Raw genomic sequence first — 19,447 nt, 5'->3', positions numbered from 1 at the left:
CGCGATGGGATTGCCCGAACTCGCCACACGCCTGCGCGCGCTCGCCTCCTCCGGCGGCGTCACGCTCGACCGCGCCGCGCTGACCACCGGCACCGGCCTCACGCTGCCCGACACCTTCGACGCGCTCGTGCGCCGCGCCTACGGGCTGGCCGCGGGCGAGTCGTGGGTGCTCTCGGTCAAGCCCGGCGACATCCCCGACCCGTCCGGCAACGAGCTGCGCATCACGGCCGGCACCTCGACCTTCCCGCGGCTCAACCTCGACGCCGCCACGCTCGACTTGCGTTTCTCGGCGGACGCCGACTCGTCCACGCTCAAGGTGACGGCCGAGATCGCGCTCGGCGACTGGAGGTTCACTTCGAGCTTCCCGCGGATGGGCGGCTACCCGTTCGACAGCGTCCCTTACGAGACGCCCGCCTTCGTCTTCGCCTCCGAGCACGTCGACTCTTACAAGGCCGCGCCCGCCACGGTGGCGCTCGACGCCGGATTGAACTTCGCCAGCAGGCTCCGGATCGAAGGCGTCCTCGCTCAGATCCGCCGCTTCGTCTCGCTCTCGCAGGACACCCTCCCGTTCTTCGGGCCGATCGACGTGACCGCGTCGGACGTGATCCCGGCGCTCAGCGCGCGCGCGCGACTGGCCGGCACGCTCGTCGCCCTTGGGCCATTGCGCGTCAGCTCGCCGTTCGTCGAATTGCGCGTGCAGTACGGCGCGAAGACGGGCCGCCGCTCGATCGTCTTCGTCTTCGGGATGCAGCTCGAGATCGGCCCCGGCATCTCGGTCGAATTCACGGCGCAGATCTTCGAGAAGCCGATAGAGATGGTCATCGGCGTCGCCGCCATCCCCGATCATGCGATGACGCCCGACGCGCTCTTCGCGCTCGTCGGGGGCCAGTCGTGGGGAGACGCCGTCCCCGGCCCGCTGCGCTCTGCGCTCCAGAGCGTCGCCTTCAAGGACCTCGAAGCGCGCACCACCATCGCCACGCCGCCGGCGCTCACCACACTCACCACGCGCGTCGGCTCGACCAGGCCGCTCCAGCTCTTCGACCAGTTCACGCTCGACGAGTTCGATGTGGTCTGGGTGCTCGAGCGCCACGGGGACACCTGGGACAGCAGGCTCCAGTTCGTCGCATGGTTCAAGTTCTACCCGGAGCTGTTCGAGGGCGAGTTCAAGATCGGCATCTCGACCGACCTGCAAATCTGGGGCTCCTACGCCGGCAGCGTCTCGCTCGCCAAGCTGCTCTCGACGATCACCCATGGCGCGGTGTCGCCGCCTTCGAGCACGGACTTCGCGCTGACCGATTTCAGCGTCGCGCTCGACATCCCGCGCAAGAGCTTTTCGCTGGATGTCGCGGGCAGCGGCACCTTCGACCCGCTCGGCTCGGGGCTCCTCGTCCTCGATTCGGTCGGATTCTCGATCTCGTCGAACGCGTCGGCGGCGGGGCGCACCTACGGCGCGAGCTTGAGCGCCATGCTCGCCATGGCCGGGCTCCCGCTCGGCGTGACGGCCACGTACGCGACCGGCGCGGGCTGGGACTTCCTCGCCGCCATGCCGGCCGGCGCGACCGTCTCCCTCCAGGACTTCCTGCAGCGCCTCTTCCCCAGCGCGGCTGTCCCGCCCTTCCTCGAACACGTGGGCCTGAGCAACGCGCGGCTCGCCGCCCACACGGGCGGAGGCGCGCCCGGATCCATCGACACGTCCGCGACAATCCAGCTGCGCGACGTCGGCCTCGGCCCGCTCGGCACGTACACGGTCAACGCGAACTTCCGCCTCCAGCACGTCGGCGGCGACGCGCCGACGACAAGCGCCGGTTTCTCCTTCGCCACGACCCTCCCGGGCATCGGCGCGCGCGTCACCATCGGCTACGCCTTCACGAGCGGCGCGAGCAAGGTCGTCAGCGTCACCTGGGGCGCCTTCGAGGCCGACTACGACATCACCAAGAGCTTGCTCACCTTCTCGGTCGGCGAGGCGACGCTCGGCGGGCTGCTGGGCCAAATCGTCGGCCTGCTCCTCGGCGACGATGGCTATCGCCTCCCGCCGCCCTGGAGCGCGCTCAACGAGCTGAGCCTGCGCGGCCTCGAGATCGTCTATGACCTCAACGCCAAGACCGTCAGCGTCGACTACAGCCTGCCGAGCCCGATCCACCTCGGATTCCTGACGATCAACGGCCTTTCGATCCAGAAGAAGGAGAGGGTCATGGTCGCGTTCGACGCGACGTTCGTGGGCGGGCAGAAGGTGCCCGCCTTCGACCCGCTCGACAAACCGCCCGACGTGCCCGGCGGCGCCCCCATCGACCTGCGCCTGCTCGCGCTCGGTCAGCGCGTCACCGTCCCCGGCATCGAGACGTCGAAGAACATCGACGCGGCCATCCGGCTGCTCGCCTCGTTCACCGGCACGCCGGGCAGCGGCCTGCCGGTTGGGCCCGTCTTCAGCGCCTCCTCGCCGTGGCTCATCGGCCTCCACCTGCTGGTGATGGGCGCGACCGTGGAGCTGGAGATCGTCTTCGTCGATCCGCTCCTCTACGGGCTGCGCGTCGCGCTCAACGGCGAGAAGGCCGGCCCCTTCAAGGGCCTCGACTTCGAAATCCTCTACAAGCGCGTCACCGACACCATCGGTGTCTACCAGATCAGGCTCACGCTGCCCGACAGGATGCGCTTCCTCCAGTTCGGCGCGCTCGCCATCACGCTCCCCATCGTCGGGCTCGATATCTACACCAACGGCGACTTCAAGATCGACTTCGGCTTCCCGTGGAACATGGACTTCTCGCGCTCCTTCGGCGTGCAGTATTTCCCGTTCACGGGCGCGGGCGGGTTCTACTTCGCCAAGCTCTCGGGCGCGACGCAGACGGCCATCGGCAAGCCGTCCGTCCCCGGCACGTTCGACCCCGTCATCCAGTTCGGCGTGGGGCTCCAGCTCGGCCTCGGCAAAGACATCTCGGCGGGCGTCCTGGAGGCGGGCATCAGCATCACCGTCTTCGGCATCGTCGAGGGCATCCTCGCCCGCTGGGTGCCGGCGAGCGCGACGGGCACGGCGCACGCGTCGGACGCCCGCGCGCTCGTCGCGGCGGACGACGACCCGAACGCGTCACACGACGTGGGCAAGGCCTATTACTACAAACTCTCGGGCACCCTCGGGATCATCGGCACGGTTTACGGCACGATCGATTTCGCCATCATCAAGGCCAGCCTGAACCTGACGATCACCATCTGGCTGCAAGCCGTCATCGAGGCGCACCAGCCGCTCCTGGTCGCCATCACGGCGAGCGTCGATGTTTCGCTCTCGGTCTCCATCGATCTCGGCCTCTTCTCGATCACCATCCACCTCTCGTTCACGACGACGATCCGCGAGTCGTTCACGCTCGGCAAGGCGACCGGGGCCCCCTGGGGCACGCTGGGGCCGCCGCCGCCGTCCGCGCTCCTCGCGGAGCGCGCCGCGATGGCCGCCCACGTGGCCGCGCCCGATTTCCGCGCGCTCGCCGCGGCCGACGACGATCGCGCCGAGGTCGATCTCACCTTCGTCATGCACCCGAGCGTGGCGAGCGACCCGTCGGACGCGACGACGGCCAGGGGCAAGCTCGCCGCGATGCTCTACCTCGACGCGCCCGATCCGACGTCGCCGCCTCCGCCGCTCCCGCCGCCCGACCAGCCGCTCCCGCCCGCGCCCACCTCGTTCGAGCGCTTCGCCGAGGCCGTCTTCCTGTGGGTCGTCGCCTCGTTCGGCGGCGCGGGCACGACGCGGCGCGCGTTCCTTGAGACGACCGTGACGCGCGCCCGCATCGCGGCGGCCTACGCCTACCTGACCGGCGCGTCCGACAAGCGGCCCATCTCCTACGACGACGACATCGTGCCGGGGCTCTACCCGCACCTGAAATTCGTCGTCAAGGCCGGCCAGAGCGTCCAGAACGCCGCGCCGTTCCCCGTCCTTCCCGAGCTGCGGCTCGTCGCGGGCGACATCAACCGCCGCTTTGGCGACGGCCTCGCGGTCGGCGACGACTACCTCGGCGCGCTCCGCGCCTACTTCGAGCAGCTCGCCGCCCGCTACCAGAACGATCTCCAGAAGAAGTACAACGGCGGGCCCCCGGCGCCGCAACGGTTGACAGCGCGCACGTCCGCGCAGACCTCCTACGCGGCGGCCATCTTCGAGGACGTGGTGCTGATGCTCGCGCGCGGCATGACCAGGGCCGCGCTCGACGTGATGGACGCCTACGCCTACCCGTACGGCGGCAGAAAGCTCTCCGACATCGTCAGCGACTTCTTCGCGCTCGGAAACCCGCTCACCGTCGCGCAGCTCGCCGAGGCGAACAAGACCGTGCCGTTCACCGCCGGCGTCTCGCTCGCGCTCGCGCGCGTCCACTACCAGCTCGCCGCGGGCGACACGTTCGCCAGCGTGATCACGCGCTTCGGCGTGACGGACGCGGCCGCCGTCCTCTCCGACGCGGCGAACGCCACGCAGGGCGGCGTCCTGCGCCCCGGCGTGCAGCTCGCTTCCGGAGCGCTCAGCTACACGACGCAGCCGGGCGACACGTTCGCGCACATCGCCACGGGCGAGGCGGGGTGGGGCTACGCGGCGCTCGCCGACGCGTTGAAGGCTGCGCCCGACGCCATCCTCCCGCTCTCGCTCCTCGTCCTGCCGGCCGTCAGGTACACAACGGCCGAAGAGGACACGCTGACGGGCGTGGCGAACTCCTTCGGCCTCGACCCGGCGGACGTGGCCGGCGCGGCGGCCGATGTGCCCAATCTTTACGCCGACCCCGACGGGAAGCTCGAGCTCTCCGTGCCCGATCTCATCGCGCTCTCGCCGGCGATGGTCCTGGGGCGGATGCGCTCGAAGGAGGCCGCGGCCAACCTGGCGGGCGTGAACGCGCGCTTCCTCCTCTACGGGATGCGGCCGCCCTCACCCGTGACCGGCACCCCACCGCTCGGCGCGCCCGCCGCGCTCTACGAGCTCGACGCGCAGCAGATCGACCTGCCTTCGGTCGATCAGGCGACGCTCTCCATCGACGCGGCGCAGCCGTGGATCGATTTCAGCGGCGGGCCGTCGCCGCTCTCCGTGCAGCTCGACATCACCGCTGCGAAGTCGCTCGCCGGCCAGTTCACCGCCGTCGTCACGGCGCAGGGCGTCCCCGCGCACGTGGACTCGATCACGCCGCTCCCCACCTTCCACGACGACCCGCGCCGCTTCACGCTGCGCCGCACGGCCCTCGTGCAGGCGGCCGAGCCCATCTCCTACCCGTTCGACGGCAACACCTCCTCCGCCGCCGCGACGCCGCGCCTCTGGTTCGTGCCCGACGCCATGGCGCGCGCGCTGGCCGAGCCCAAGCGATTGCTGCCCGCCTTCACGCTCGAGGCGACCTCGGCAGGCAACCCGCCGGAGAAGACCGCCCCCCAGCGCTACGGCTGGGCCACGGTCGTCGATGTCGAGATCAAGCGCCACGCCAGCCTGCCCGACACCTACGAGGTCTTCGGCAGCGACGAGGCGGGCACGGCCCTGCTCGAAGCCCTGATCACGCCCGGCGCGAAGGCGGCCATCGCCGGCATCGCGCTGCTGACGGGCGCGAACGCGACGGGGCAGGTGCCGACCGGCTACACCGACGCGGGCCTCTCGAAGGTGCGCGCCTATCTCGTCAAGACGAACCTCTCGACGGAGACCAACCCGCGCGCGGCGCGCGGCGCGCTCGCGGCCCGGGCGCAGCCGAAGCTGACCGGCATCCTCAACGACCCGCTCGACTTCGTGCGCTTGCTCTGGGAGGCCAGCGTCACGCGCAGCGGCGGCTTCTCGCTGACCTACCGGCGCGACGACGGGACGGGCCTCCCCGCGTCGATCTTCGCGCAGGGCGAGTCCGCCACGATCACCTTCATGATCCTGCACGCGGCCGACGGCGAGGTCGTCCACCGCGGCGCGAACGCCGTGCTCGTCGGCGACGGCTTCGACCCGGCGCGCTACAACCTCGCCGCCGTCTCCGCCGCGCTGCAGGTCGACTACGTCGCCCAGGGGACGGAGTCGCTCGACGACATCGTCGCGGCCTACCGTATCCCGGTCACGTCGCTCGGCGTCGCCGCCGCGCGGGCGCGGCTCTCGCCCTCGGCGACGCTCACGATCAGCGGCATCGTCCACCAGGTGCAAGGCCCGACGAAGGGCAACCCTGCGACCGAGACGCTTGCGCAGATCGCGCAGGCTTACGGCGTCACGGCGCAGCAGATCGAGGACCTCAACCCCGGCGTCTCGTTCGACCCGCTCGCCGCGCGCACGCTGCTGCACATCCCCGACATCTCGCGGACGGGCGCGCAGTTCGCGAGCCTCTCGGCGCTCACCGACGCGTTCGGCGTCGATGCCGGGGCGCTCGCGCTCACGAACCGCGCGCTGCCGAACCTCTTCGCCGCCTCGTCCGTGAACGCGCCCAACACGTTCACCTTCGACGACCAGCTCGTCGACCGCGTCCCGACGCTGCCGCCGGGCAACGTCGGCTTCGTCTTCACCCGTGACAACCCCGGCTCCGGCGGCGACCCGGCGACGACGCTGGCCGCGCAGTTCAACCTGCTCGGCTTCGCCGTGGCCGAGAACGTCGCCTTCAACCCGACGGCGGACGCCCTCCCCCTCGGCCCGACCCTGGAGACGGGCGCGGCGACGCGCGCTGAGCTGCACGCCTTCGCCGACGCACCCAGCTGGAAATACACGCAGGCGCTGTACGTCGCCGCCGCCGCCAAGGGCGCGAAGGCGGGCGACCCCTACGCGGGCGCCGGCTCCTATGTCCAGATCGCCTTCCACCTGCGCGACATGTTCGGCAACCTCGCGGCGTCGGCCATCACGGAGCCTTCGCTCGCGCCGCCGCAGCCGCAGAGCGACGCGCCGCTGCGCGTCGCCTACACGGATGCGCTGCTCGGCCCCGGCTCCTGGCCGAGCGTCGGCGCCGAGTACCGATTCTGCCGCCCCGAAGGCACGAGCCGGCGCGTCCTCTCGCTCGCCTTCACGTTCGACGCGAGCCGCTACACGCCCGACTCGCCGCCGTCGCCCTCCCACGATCCGAACGACGTGCCGGCATGGCAGCAGCGCGCGCTGGCCGACCAGGTCGCCTTCCAGACCGTCGCGCGCCAGCTCTCCGCGCCCGGCGTCTCGCTCTACGTGAGCACGACGATGGACGGCGGCGCGGCGCACGGGCTGGACGCCGCCGCCTTCGCCGCCTTCGCGCAGAGCGCGGCCGACTACCTCGCCGGCGTCGCCGATGGGAAGACACCGCCGCTGCCCGTCGTGCCGAAGGCGGAGTTCGAGGTGGCGCCCTCGAACCCGGCCGACATCTTCGCCCTGGAGGTCTCGATCGTCGTCGAGCGCCCGACCTCGCAGGTCGACACGGCCTTCGTCGGCACGGCCGCCGAGCGCATCTCCACGCTCGTCTCGCCGCGCGCGGCGGCCAAGGAGGGGGCCGAGACGCAGGCGCTCGCCGCCTTCGCGCGGGACCTCGAAACGGCTTACGTCGACGGCGACGTGTTCCTCAAGGTGGCGAGCGGGCGCTCGCAGCGTGACACGGCCGACGCCCCGACGGTCTGGATCGTGCGCCTGCGGACGAAGCCCGGCTCGCCCGACGACCCGGGCATCGGCTTCGCCGCCACGGGGCCGGCGCGCTACTACGCCCCGCGCCCGCTCGCGAACGTGCTCGTCTCGCGCGGCGACGTCCCCATCCTCGCCTACGATCCGCGGACCGGCGTCGACTGGGACAGCCCGAAGGAGACGGCCTTCTCCGGCATCGCCATGGACACGTGGGGACGGACGGCGCTGGCCGCGCTCGATCGCTTCCTCTCGCCCGACCTGGCCGGCGCCGCTTTCCTCATCGACTACGTCGATCCGGACGAGAACGGCTACCTGCAAAAGCTCCTCCAGGTGAAGGCCAACCTCGCCGCCGACATCTCGCAGACGCTCGAGCCGATCCTCCAGATCCCGCCGCTCGATCCGGACGATCCGGCGCCGCTCGACGACGCGTCGGAGACGATGCGCCAGCAGATCCTCGCCAAGGCCGAGAACGCCTACATCGTCTCGGCCATCTGCCAGTTCCGCGCCGACGTCTCTTCGAAGTACGTCAATGACCCCGAAAAGGACCTCTATGCGCCGCGCTTCTACGGGAGCATCGGCGCGGCGCTCGGGCCCGCGCCCGGCGGCGCGGCGGGCAGCGCGCCCGAGTCGCGCCCGTGGTCGTTCACTGTCGCGCGGCCCGTCCTCGCGCCGAAGGGCGCCTTCGTCACGACGGCGCTGACCGTGGTCGACCCGACGGTGCAGTCGCACCTGCCGCTCGAGCTCGACTTCAAGCTCTCGAACATCGAGCACGACATCTCGAAGGGCGTGGACGGCGAGTACCTCGCTTCGTCGTGGCTCGCGTTCGTCATCCCGTTCGACCGCGAGCCGCCGCAAGCGCCGAGGGTCGACACGCAGATCGGCGCGGTCGACATCCCCGTCGTCCTGCGCGTCATCCCGCCCGCCCCGTCGCTCGTCGCGCAGGACGCCTTGCCGACGCCGGACGACAGTCAGGATCTGGTCAAGGCGTTCGAGGACGCGAAGCGCTGGAGCTACGCCTTCACCTACGAGAAGGACGTTGTCGCGCAGGACACCATCGACTGCTCGGTCAGCTTCAACCTCGACGACGTGTCACCGTCCGGCACGCTCGGCGCGCGCCAGCTCGACCTCTTCGACTACCTCGCGCGCTTCGTCTCGGTCTGGCCGGACATGCTCCGCACGATGATCGACGTGCTCGTCCCCGAGAAGATCGATCTCGACCCGGCGAGCGACGCCTACAAGCGCGCGCGCACGCTCGTCGGCGATTTCTACAAGCTCCTGGAGCCGATGCCCGCCGCGTGGGCGCTCTGGCAAGCGCGCCTGCAGCGCGGGCGCCTGCTCGCCGCGCGCGTCGCCGGGCCGCAGGTCTCGGAGTTCGCCTTCTCCGTGCAGGAGCAGGACGTGGACGGCCTGCTCGTCGCGCGCCGCACGCTGGGCAAGAGCACGGCGCAGGTCTGGGACTCGGCCACGAAGCAGCTCGTCCCGCTGCCGCCGCCGCAACTGACGATCGACGACGGAGCGACCGTCTGGACGGCCACACCCTACGGCTCGCCCGACCCGGAGCTGTTCAAGTTCACGAGCGACGGCCAGACGCTCACCTACCAGGCGGCGGAGGGGCTGCGCCAGCGCCGGGCGATCTTCAGAGGGCTGGCCGACGGGCTCGATATAGCCGCTTACCAGAACGGCTGGTCGGCCGTGCAGGTCTCCCGCAACCGCGACCTCGTGCGCGACGCCCAGGGGAAGACCATCCCGACGACGCTCGACTTCATCTACGCGACGCCGGAGATCCGCTTCGCCTCGCGCGTCACGCCGATGCTGCTGCGCACGCGCGTCTTCGACGTTGCCGCGCTCTCGTCGCCGCCCTTGCAGACGCTGGCGACGCACATCCGGCGCGTGCTGGCGCTGCTCTTCGAGGGGACGGCCCCCGGCACGGAGCAGCTCGTGCGCCTCGACGGCGAGTACGCGCAGACCATCGGCGCCGGGCTGCCCCCGGCCGTCGCGCCGATCTTCCTCGGCGTGCCGACGCGCGTCACGCTCGACGGCGCGACCACGCTCGCCGAGAACGCCGCGGGCTACGTCGGCCGCTGGTTCGCCGAGAACAACCCGGCCGACGGCTCGTTCCACTTCACGCTGACGCTCTTCCCGACGCTCAGCAGCAGCCGGCTCCCGCTCTTGCAGATGACGCAGCTGTCGCTGGCGCGGAAGGACGTCTCCGGCCTGCCTGGTCGACCGCGCGGCGGCGCGCCCGAACCTCCGGCCGGGGCCCGAGGCGAGCGGCGGCCGCAGAAGAAGCAGTCGAGCCCGCGGCAGAAGAAGTCGCCGGCAGCGCGTTCGGAGAAGCCTCCGGGGCCGGAGGAGCGGCTGGACGACGCGGCGGAGAAGCAGCCCGGCGCGCGCCGGAGGAAGCGGCGTTGACCGCCGCCCTGATCCGTCGAATTCAGCGATGGATCGGACCAGGTTTGGATCCGAATCAAGCTCCCTGAAGGCTTGACAGAGACGCCTCTCGACCCGTGCAATGGTCGGGGTCATGCGGTTGGCAAACAGTGCTCGCACGCATGGTCCCGCAGCGGTTCGACGAGGTTGAGCTCCGGGCAGTATTCACGTACTTGCTGATGCCCGCAAAACAGTCCCGTCAGGGATTCGTGATGCGCGAGCTCAGGGCGGTTGCCCGTCATCACCCGGCTCGCCGTCTCGTTCGCGGGGCGCCCCGCCGCTGCCCCGGGCTGCAACTTTCCCGCCATGCCCTCCGTGCGCCGCTCTGCCGCCGAGATCCTCCGCATGGTGCCACCACGCGACCGAGCGGCGCTGCTCCGGCTCGGCCTCGACCTGAACCATCCAGCGGACGCGGCGCTCTTCGTCGACGGCGTCCGAGCCGCCGACGACGCCATCACAGCGCAGGAGCGCTGGGAGCGCGCAGCGGTCCGCCGCTCGATCCACACGCGATCGCGTCCCTGATTCCTATTCAGGGAAGCGCTGCGTCTCGACGGCGATGCCGTCCTCCCCTGTGATCACGTCGCCAGTCCATTCCCAGCTCGTGCCGCCTGGGCCGGGGAGCCCGATCTCGAAGGTGACCCCCTCCAGCGTGAGCTGGTCCTCGTCGAGGTAGGCGATGCCGATCGAGTCGCCGCCGCGCCCGGGGCCGCCGTAGCCGCCGTCGCCTCCGAGGCCGCCGCTGCCACCCTTGCAGGACCACGTGCCGTCCCCCACGGCGCCGCCTGGCATGCCCCAGCCGCCCTTGCCACCTTGCTCCGGCTCCCCGCCGTCGCCGCCTTGGCCTCCGTCGCGGGCGGTGATGATGCTATCGCGCACCGTCACCTTGGCATGGAGCGCCAGGATGCCGATGCTCGGCTGGCCGTTCTCGCCCCCTCGGCCGCCCCGCCCCCCGCAACCGCCCGCACCTCCGGAGCCGCCGCCGGCGCCCCCCTTGGAGGCCACGTCGCACACCGCGAGCCCGCCCCTGCGGCCGCCGCCCCCGCCGCCGCCTTGGCCCGGCATCCCCCGGGCGCCGTCGCCGGCCTTGTCGGGATGCCAGCCGGTCTCATCGATCCGCCCGCGACCCTTGCCTGGTGCGCCGACGGCACCCCACATACCGCTCCTCCCGGCGACGCCGTTGCTACAACCACCGTCTGCCCGGTTGCCACGTCCTCCTTCCCCATCGTAGTTGGGGTTCGGCTGGGGTACGGGCTCGCCGTCCTCCCCATCTCGAGCACCGTCCGCGAGCCCGTCGCCTCCCTTGCCACCGACGCTCGGGATCCCTCCGTCGCAGGAGTTCACTGGCGGAGCCCCGCCCGGGACCGTCGCTGCGGAGCACGCGTCTTCCCCATACTGCCCGTCCGGACCCGTCGCTGCCCGGCCCGGCCATCTCTCCCCATCGTCGCCCCTCACTCCCGCCATGGCTTTGATCCAGCTTCCGATGATCTCCACCGCGGTGCCCGACCGAACGAACATGCCGACACGCGTCGAGCTGTTGACGTGCACGTGGTCGATGATCGAGACCCCATCCGCAGCCCCTGTGTCGCCGGCGCGCGCCGGCTCGACGGTCAGCGCGATGAGCCCGGGCTCGGCGGGACCGAGCTTGGCCATCATGTGCACCGGGTTTTCCAGGTCTCTTTGGCGTTCCCATCCAATGGCGGTTTCGAAGCCTCCGTAGATATCCACCCCGGAGGGGAGCGTGACGGTCTCCTGAAACGCATCGTCGGTAAGAAACACGCGACCGCGCCCGGCGCGCGCAAGCTCGATCGCGCGCCGGACGGAACGAACCGGCCTGTCCTTCGTGCCGGGATTCGCGTCGTCACCGCCGAAAAATGGATTGATGACGAACACGCCGCAGCCGTCCATCGCCCGACCCGCCGCAAGATGCTCCAGGCAGACCGACTCGGGGACGGGATCGCTTGCACACGTCGATGGACCGTCACATGGCGGCGCGCCGCCAGGGCCGTCCACCCCCGGCGCGGTCCCGCAACCGGCTGCGGCGAGCGGAAGAACGAAGAGCAGGAGGATCGCGGAATTCAGGCTCATGGGCATCCCTCGTTGGCGACATCTCGCAAGGCACGAGTCAGCACGAGTCAATGGGGCGGCTCGTTCCCCACGCTGAAAGCATGGATTTCACCCGTGGGGCCTTGCTGCCCTTGGCCCACCTCATTACTGGCACCGGCGTTCCCCGCATAGCCGCCATCACCGGGGTCTCCGACCTGAATGTAGGTCCCGGGTCGAATGGCGAAGTTGGGCGCCACGTAGGCGATGCCGATGGTTGCGCCTCCGAGCCCGCCGCCGGCGTCACCTCCGCGACCGCCGTTGCCTCCCGTGCCACCTTTGCATGCGTCCCACCCCTCGGGCCCAAGCCCCGCACCACCAGGTCCGCCACGTCGCCCGATGCCCCCCTCTTGGCCCTTCCCGCCCACGCCGCCCTGGCCGCCTTTGCCCGTGATCACGTCGCTGGCCCCAATCGTCAGCTCCGCGCCGTCCAGCACGACAATGCCGATGGCCGCCCCGCCATAGCCGCCGCCATAGCCGCCCCGACCACCACAGCCGCCGCTCCCTCCCGAGCCGCCGGCGGCGCCACCCTGGGGCAGGCCTGCCCGACACGCGACCATGTCCCCACGCGACTTGCTGCCGCCACCGCCGCCGCCCGCCTGGCCGGTGCCGCCTGGCTTCCCGTCGTCGCCCCGGACGCCGATCCATCCGTCCTTACCAAGGTGGCCCAAGCCCACCGCGCCGTCCGCGCGACCGGCGTCGGCACCATGTGCGCCATCGCCCCCTTCGCTGCATCGCATGAGGTCCGCGCCGAGCCCCGCGTGGCCATCGCGCTCAGAAATCACTGAGGGTGTCGGCATTCCCGAGGTCCCGTCGCCGCCCGTCTCGAGACCTCCATCGCCGCCGTAGCCAGCCGTCGACTCGATGCCGTCGTCGCACGCGGTCACGACCGGGAGGGCGCCCGTCGGGGAGTCCGCGGTGCAGGCGTCCACGCCGTCGTTCCCCACCATGCCGTCCGTCGCCCGCTCGGTGGCCGCGTCCCCTCCCGGCTCCCCGTCCTTGCCGTCGCCCGCGACGATCACGCTGTCCTGCACGATCGCCGTGGCCCCCGTGCTCAAAATCACCGCGATCGACGACTTGCCATCCGGCGCCGAGGCGTCCGCCGCCACGACGCGTACGCCGGCGATCACCGACGTCGCGTTGTTCCCCGCGAGCGCCGTACCCTTCACCCCGAGGACCCGCAGCGGGATCCCCCTCGGCGGAGCGATGATCGTCGGGTGATCCGGCCCGCCGAATGACCCCTCGTACGACCAATCCCCGCCGTCACACAGGCGCCCGCCCCAGAGGTCGACCCCCGAGGGCAGCGAGATCGTCTCCGCGAACTCCCCGCCGCACGCGTACACGCGCCGGGTCGGCTCCTCGCCGTGGCTTCTCCCGTGCGCGGCGAGCCCGATCGCGTGCTGCAGGCTCTTCACCGGCGAGTCCTTCGTGCCGGGGCTGTTGTCGTCACCCGATAACGGGTTGACGAACACCCCGCATTCATCCAGCGCCGGCGCCGTGCCGGGCTCTCCCTCGCACGGACCGGGCGGAGGCACCGGATCGGGCTCGCACGCCTCCACCTCCCAGCAAGGGTCGGAGTATGGACACCCTGTCAGCGTGCTCGCGCCGCACACGCAGATCGCAAGCGCGACGACACCCCGCGCCGCGCGCCGGCCTTCCTTCGAACGCATCTGCTCGGCCCCCGACGTCCTCACCACGACCCCTCGAGCATCACGCCGATCTCGCGCCCGGTCGCCACGGGCGACGCATGGATCCGATCCTGAGCCGGCGTGAGCCCCAGGAAGGAGAAGTCCGTGAAGAAGGAAGCGGCGGTCGCCGCCCCGATCACACCGCCGGTGATGAGCAGGGCCGTGCCCACGCCCGCGGACAGGTTGCGCTCGTCTCGAAGGCGGAGCAGGTCAGCGCATGCCGGGCTGTCCGCCGCTTGAAAGCACCTGGACCCGCTCGGCGTCGCGCCGCCGTTGAGCCCGTCGCGGCGTTCGCTCAGATCGCCGTCGAGATTCGTGGCCCGGATCATGAGCAGGCTGCCCACCGACAGGGTGGCCGTCGTGGCGGCGATCCCCGCGATGCGCAGCGTCGCCGGCCACGACGCCGGCTGCCCGGGAGCCTGCGGGCGCGCAACGGGCGGCGCGCTCGAGGGCTTGGGCACGACGGGCGTGTCGTCCTTGGCGCTGCTCTCGGCCGAGCGCAGCAACTGGAACGTCATGATGGGCTCGGTCCCCGCCCGCGCGTCCAGCGTCTGGGTGCCTTCCCCGCGGTCCGGTGCCTGGGCCCGCACCATGTGCTTGCCAGGCTCGAAGAACAGTGTGTAGGTCCGCCTGGGCCGGCCGATGGACTTGCCGCCGACGAACACCTCGGCATCCGGCGGATCCACCGAGAGATAGAGGGTGGCGAGGAACGGAACGGCCTTGGCCAGTCCGTCCGCGAAGCCTCTTTGCTGCTCGGGAGAAAGCGCCTTGCGCCGCTCAAGGCTCCAGGCCAGGTGCTCCGCCGCGTCACGGAACTTGCGCAGCTTGAGCTCGCAGAGGCCCAGCTCTCCGGCGATCTCGGCGGACTCCCTCTCTGTGACGGATGTCGCGTCGATCGCCTCGAAGGCCGCCGTGTAGGCAGCGTGCGCCTCGGACCACTTGCCCGACGACCGAGCTTGCCGGGCGCGGCGAAGGTGATCTTTTGCGATCGAATCGCCGCTTCGTGCGGGGGCTGGATTCCTGTCCTCCGCACGGACCGGATGCGTCGTGCCGATCGCGACGCCAAGCACCAGGCATGCCCAGAGCGATTGCCCGACAAACCGCATGCAAGGACCCTACTTGCGCCAGCGGTGGCGCGTCAACGGCACGGAAAGTGTCATGACCTGAACGGTTAGATGAGAAAATCCCACCCCATCGGGGAATGAAGCTTCGCTGCTCCTGCGGTCGCGGATGCCGCACCCCCGCGTGTCGCACATTACCCGACCAACGCTGGGGCGCCCTGCATTTTTTTGAAGCCTTCCAGGTGGCTCAGGTGTTCTACCGGTTATGGGCGAGCCAGGCAGCACCCCCACCGGCTTCAAGTTCCTCCGGCGCCTCGCGAGACGATCCGGTGTCCCTGCGCGACACGCAGAGGACGTCGCGCAGGAGGCGTTGCTGCGCGGACTGGAAGCGGATCAGCGGCTCGATCTCGGGGAGGGCCGGGCGGCCTACGGTGCCACCATCGTCCGGAACCAGGCGCGGAACCACGTCCGGAACGCACGCCGTCGGGGGGAGGTCCTGACCTCGTTCGACGACCACGAGCTTCAGGCGGAGGGCCCGACGCCGGAGGAGATGCTCCGCAGGCAGCAGCGGGAGGCGCTCCTCCGCGAGCTGATCAGCCAGGTCGACCCCAGGTACCGCGACGTCTTGATCAAGCACGAGCTCGAGGAGGTGCCGCTCGTCGAGATCGCCTCCGAGCTGGGGCTCAACCCGAAGACGGTGAGGACACATCACCGCCGAGCGCTGCAAGACCTCGATGCGGCGGTGAAACGGCGGAGGGCGCGGCAGCACCCGCACGGAGGGGACGACGTCGCGTGCGTCCCGTTCGCCTTCGGTCTGCGCGGCCGCGAGGGGTGGCTGAGCAGGTTGGGCCGCCTGGGCATCAAGATCCTGGCGCAGGGAGCGGTCGTCGTGCTGACCGGCGCCGTTCTCTCGACGTTGCCGGACTCGTTCAGTCCGGAGTCGTGGTTGCGGGCGGTGGTGGCGCGCGCTCCTGCGCCCGCGCCGGCCGTGGAGGAGGTCGCGCCGCCGCCGGCCCAACTTCCCATGCGCGCGGCGGCCTCGCCGACCGCGCAAGAGATCGCGCGGCCCGCGCAGGACCGGGACGCACGGGGGCTCGCTCCCTCAGGCGCGCCGGTTCGTCGTAGCCCGCTCTCCGTCCGCGCCGTGGTCCCAGCCGTCAGCGAGCGCGAGCAGCGCCTCATCGACGAGGCCCGAAGGGCCATCGAGGATCATGACGCGGTCGCAGAGGCGCGCCGATCGCTCGAGACGCACGCACGGGAGTTCCCGCAAGGACAGCTCGCCGCGGAGCGTGAAGCGCTCCTGACGCGAATTCGCTGACTCCTCGTCGTCACTCCGACAGCTGGCGGGCGGTGACGCAGGTGATGTCGTCGGACAGCACAAGGCCGAGATCTGCCTTGCGTCCCGACAAGGATGTTCACGTCCAGGAGACGAAACGCGATGGATGGGATGGAGGATTTACTTGGCGCGATGTGGCTCATCTCGCCGCTCGGGCTCGCGATGATTGCTTGCGTCGCGATCGGCTTCGCGGTCACCGCGCGCGAAGCGCTGGGACGGGAGCGGGGGCTTCGCGAGGCGCGCGAGCACGCGCACGATGACGAGGAGGCCGCCCTCGCCGATGCGAAAGAGCAGGCAGCGGGGGAGCGGGACCGCTACCGGCGCCTTCTCGACTGTCACGTCGACGCGGCGCTCGCGGAGCTGACGGACGCGCGCGCGCGCCCCGTCCCCTGGCCAGGACGGGTCCTCGAGTCGTTCTGCGCGACGATGCCTTCGTGGAGGAGAAAGCTGGCCGAGAGCACGGGGTTGGAACCAAGGGAGGTGGAGCGCTTGCTGAGGAGCGATCTCCCCATGACGCCCGGCCTCGCGCGGCAGCTGGAAGCCTTCACCGGCACGCCTGCTCGGTACTGGGAGCGCCTATGGCGGCTGCACGACGACCGCCGAACGGACGCAGAGGAGACCGTGGTGATCCCGGTCGGCGAGCCCGTGACCAAGCGCGAGAGCTCGGCGCGTCCCGCGTCATCGGCGGTGCGGGGAAGGCCGCGAATCGGTGCCGCAGGAGTGCGGGTACGCGACATCATCCGATGAAGGGCGATTTCCCGCGAGAGAGGGTGAAGCCATGGGTCGTCCGTCGGATGAAGACGAGCGTGCCGCCGCGCACGCGCGCTTGTTTTGCCCGGCGCTGGTTCGTGCCGTACCGCGCTGGCTGGCGAGGCTGGGGGTCCCGCTGTGGCATCGTGCCGACGTCGCAGGCCAAGTCTGGCTCAACGCCTGGGAGAGCTGGCCCAGGTTCGATCCGAAGCGCGGCAGGCCTGAACGCTGGTTGAACGCGATCGCCGTACACGTCGCCGCGCACTACCACGAGCGGTTGCAGCACCGCAGGGAGGAGCTCGTCGATTTGATCGATGTGCCCGATCCAGCACCGGATGCCTTTGCTGCGATGGAATCCCACAGCATCAGAACGGGCACCATCGACGCGGTGAACGAGCTTGATCCGCAGCTGCGCTTTGTTCTCGTGGCACACGATCTGGATGGGATCCCGATGGGCCAGGTGGCAGAAGACGCGGGGCTACCTCTCTCTACGCTCTACAAGCGACGCACAAAGGCCCTCGGCGCGCTGCGCGACTGCCGATCGCCTCGTGCACGCCACGAGCCGCAACGTGATCCCCGAGGACGACGGCGCGGCTGAGGGCGCTGGCGATCGTGATGCGCGAGCTCAGGGCGATTGCCCCTCATCGCCCGGCTCGTCTCCCGACTCGCTCTCCTCCGACTCGCCGTCTTCCGGCTCGGCCTCCTCCGACTCGCCGCCATCCGCCCCCTCCTCTTCTCCTCCGCCGTGGGCGCCGCGGGAGACGGGGAACGGCGCATAGTCCTTCATCTTGTCGGTGCCCGCGTACCAGTACTCCGCGGCGGTGCGCAGCCTCCGCTCGGCGTTCACGACGAGGGTGTACGCGGCGTCGCGGAGCTTGCGCGAGCGCACCGCCTCGACAGAGAGCATCTTGTCGGCGAGCATGCGCGCGAGCACCGGCGAGAGCTCGCGGAGGCGGTCCGCCGCGGCGGCCTCGCCGCGAGGCGCCTTTTGAACGGCCTCCGCGTGCTCGGAGCAGAGCAAGAGGAGATCGGAGACGTCCTGGACCAGATCCGCGTCGCCGCTGCCCGCCCGGATCGCCATGAGCCGCTTCTGCCCTTCGGGGCTCTTCTTGAAGCGGAGATCGAAGAAGCGGAGGAGCGATTGCTTGATCTGGACGGCCTCGGCGGCCGGCTTCGCGAAGGCCGCGGCGGCTCGCTCCTGGCGCTGCTGCGCCGCTTGCCAGCGCGATTGCACGACGCGCAGGAGCTCGATTTTTTCACGAAGCCCGTGGATCTCCTCGCGCGTGAGCGGGGGTTCGTCGTCGGGGAACGGCGTGCGCACGAGATCCGCCGCGTCGCGCTCGGCGGCGAGCTGGATGCGGCTCGACCAGATGACGCGTCGAGCGAGCTTGCCTGGAAAGAGCGAGGTGTTATCGCCGAGCGACTCGGCCTCTCGGAGCAGCTCGGCCTCTCGCTCGGCGCTCAGCGTGAACTCGGGCGCACCGCCCGACGAGCGGTGCGCGCCTCCGGCGTCGCTCGAAGCGCGCGTGTTCTGGGCGTTCTTGGTCCTGGATGAAGCGGCGGTGGGTGCCTTCGGTGCCATGGCGATGAGATGTCTCCTTGTCGAGGTCAGCGCCCCTCCGAGCAGAGGGGCGGTCGCTCAATGAGGAAATCGGCGCCGCCGAGGCTTCGGGTCACAGGAGAGCACGATACCGACGCTTTCGTCGCAAGGTCGCAAGGTCGCAAGGTCGCAAGGTCGCAAGGAGACAGAGGCGCCGCGCAGACGGACGCCGAGGCTGCGCAGCAGCGGCGACGGCCACGCGCAGGCATCGAGCCATGGTAACGCAGCGCACCAACTGGGCACGCAGGAAGGCGCCGGGGCTGCGCAGGAGGGCGCCAAAGCCGCGTAGGAGGCGCGCGATCGTACGATAGGACACCAAAGTGGATGCGCAGGCGGGTTGCCGGGGCCGCGTAGGAAGCACGTGATCGTACGATAGGACACCCGAATGGGTGCGCAGGAGGGTCGCGAGGGCTGCGCGGGAGGACGCCGAGGCCGCACAGGAGGGCGGCCGGGACCGCGCAGCAGGAGCGCCGGCGCTGCGCAGGAGGGCGGCCGGGGCTGCGCAGGAGAGCGCCGAGTCCGCACAGGAGGGCAGCCGGGACCGCGCAGCAGGAGCGCCGGGGCTGCGCAGTGTACGAGCGGAGCCCTGGTAACACTTCTGACCTGGAGCTGCGGTGACACGTTCCTGAGCTACAGGTCCCTGCTCCGGGAGGACTGGAAACAGGGACCGGATCCTCGTCGACGCGACACGCTCACCGCACTTTCTCGGACCGCCAGGATCTATACACGAACCGCTCCCCGTGGTCGCGGTACACACGAGCCTCTCCTCATGATCCGGCGTGAGTTCGCGCAGGTCATCGCGCCATGGCGCGCGTTGATGGCGACGGGGGGTGGCAAGGCACCTTGATCTGCGGTGATTACGCCTGCTCTGCCTGCACCGGCTCGAGCGGGTCGAGGCGCGCCGGCGGGCGGCGCTCGAGCGGCGCGGCTGGCCGGTAGACGGCC

Annotated in this window: 9 protein-coding genes; 5 read left to right on the top strand and 4 right to left on the bottom strand. The window is 70.7% G+C overall.

The window, feature by feature from the left end:
• Positions 1–4 precede the first annotated feature (4 nt).
• Complete coding sequence (locus ACSRUE_RS17715) at positions 5–9,949, top strand: LysM peptidoglycan-binding domain-containing protein (protein WP_441292014.1); 9,945 nt, start codon at positions 5–7, stop codon at positions 9,947–9,949.
• Positions 9,950–10,198: 249 nt separating this feature from the next.
• Positions 10,199–10,489, top strand: a complete 291-nt coding sequence (locus ACSRUE_RS17710; protein WP_441292013.1) for a hypothetical protein — start codon at positions 10,199–10,201, stop codon at positions 10,487–10,489.
• Positions 10,490–10,492: 3 nt separating this feature from the next.
• Here the strand turns inward: ACSRUE_RS17710 and ACSRUE_RS17705 are convergent, their stop codons facing one another.
• Genes ACSRUE_RS17705 through ACSRUE_RS17695 form a run of 3 tightly spaced genes read right to left on the bottom strand, consistent with a single transcriptional unit; the run spans position 10,493 to position 14,861 of the window.
• Positions 10,493–12,052 carry a hypothetical protein gene (locus tag ACSRUE_RS17705; protein ID WP_441292012.1) on the bottom strand — a complete coding sequence of 520 codons (1,560 nt, stop codon included), beginning with the start codon at positions 12,050–12,052 and terminating at the stop codon, positions 10,493–10,495.
• Positions 12,053–12,099: 47 nt separating this feature from the next.
• The gene (locus ACSRUE_RS17700) at positions 12,100–13,737 is read right to left on the bottom strand and encodes a hypothetical protein (RefSeq protein WP_441293100.1); all 1,638 of its coding nucleotides are present in this window, start codon (positions 13,735–13,737) and stop codon (positions 12,100–12,102) included.
• A gap of 20 nt (positions 13,738–13,757) precedes the next feature.
• A complete protein-coding gene (locus ACSRUE_RS17695) occupies positions 13,758–14,861 on the bottom strand; it encodes a hypothetical protein (protein WP_441292011.1) in 1,104 nt (367 codons plus the stop codon).
• 220 nt (positions 14,862–15,081) lie between these two features.
• On the opposite strand from ACSRUE_RS17695, the gene ACSRUE_RS17690 reads away from it, so the two are divergent.
• The 3 genes from ACSRUE_RS17690 (at position 15,082) to ACSRUE_RS17680 (ending at position 17,500) form a co-directional block, all read left to right on the top strand.
• On the top strand, positions 15,082–16,134 hold the full coding sequence (locus ACSRUE_RS17690) for an RNA polymerase sigma factor (protein ID WP_441292010.1): 1,053 nt from the start codon (positions 15,082–15,084) through the stop codon (positions 16,132–16,134).
• Positions 16,135–16,254: 120 nt separating this feature from the next.
• Entirely contained in the window at positions 16,255–16,899 is a 645-nt protein-coding gene (locus ACSRUE_RS17685) for a helix-turn-helix transcriptional regulator (RefSeq protein WP_441292009.1), read from the top strand.
• Between the two features lie 31 nt (positions 16,900–16,930).
• Entirely contained in the window at positions 16,931–17,500 is a 570-nt protein-coding gene (locus tag ACSRUE_RS17680; protein ID WP_441292008.1) for a sigma-70 family RNA polymerase sigma factor, read from the top strand.
• Between the two features lie 27 nt (positions 17,501–17,527).
• Here ACSRUE_RS17680 and ACSRUE_RS17675 read toward each other — a convergent pair whose 3' ends face one another.
• Positions 17,528–18,484 (bottom strand): ATPase, encoded by a 957-nt coding sequence (locus tag ACSRUE_RS17675; protein WP_441292007.1) that lies wholly within the window; start codon positions 18,482–18,484, stop codon positions 17,528–17,530.
• Positions 18,485–19,447: the final 963 nt, after the last annotated feature.

Origin of the sequence: Sorangium sp. KYC3313 (assembly GCF_052075895.1) — a bacterium.
In the GTDB taxonomy this organism is placed as follows: domain Bacteria; phylum Myxococcota_A; class Polyangia; order Polyangiales; family Polyangiaceae; genus Sorangium; species Sorangium cellulosum_B.
This window is presented reverse-complemented; position numbering and strand designations above follow the sequence as displayed.

Bases quoted from the DNA above. Each gene is read 5' to 3' on its own strand.
- ACSRUE_RS17715 (WP_441292014.1), top strand. From the start codon at position 5: ATGGGATTGCCCGAACTCGCCACACGCCTGCGCGCGCTCGCCTCCTCC.
- ACSRUE_RS17705 (WP_441292012.1), bottom strand. From the start codon at position 12,052: ATGAGCCTGAATTCCGCGATCCTCCTGCTCTTCGTTCTTCCGCTCGCC.
- ACSRUE_RS17700 (WP_441293100.1), bottom strand. From the start codon at position 13,737: ATGCGTTCGAAGGAAGGCCGGCGCGCGGCGCGGGGTGTCGTCGCGCTT.
- ACSRUE_RS17695 (WP_441292011.1), bottom strand. From the start codon at position 14,861: ATGCGGTTTGTCGGGCAATCGCTCTGGGCATGCCTGGTGCTTGGCGTC.
- ACSRUE_RS17690 (WP_441292010.1), top strand. From the start codon at position 15,082: ATGGGCGAGCCAGGCAGCACCCCCACCGGCTTCAAGTTCCTCCGGCGC.
- ACSRUE_RS17685 (WP_441292009.1), top strand. From the start codon at position 16,255: ATGGATGGGATGGAGGATTTACTTGGCGCGATGTGGCTCATCTCGCCG.
- ACSRUE_RS17680 (WP_441292008.1), top strand. From the start codon at position 16,931: ATGGGTCGTCCGTCGGATGAAGACGAGCGTGCCGCCGCGCACGCGCGC.
- ACSRUE_RS17675 (WP_441292007.1), bottom strand. From the start codon at position 18,484: ATGGCACCGAAGGCACCCACCGCCGCTTCATCCAGGACCAAGAACGCC.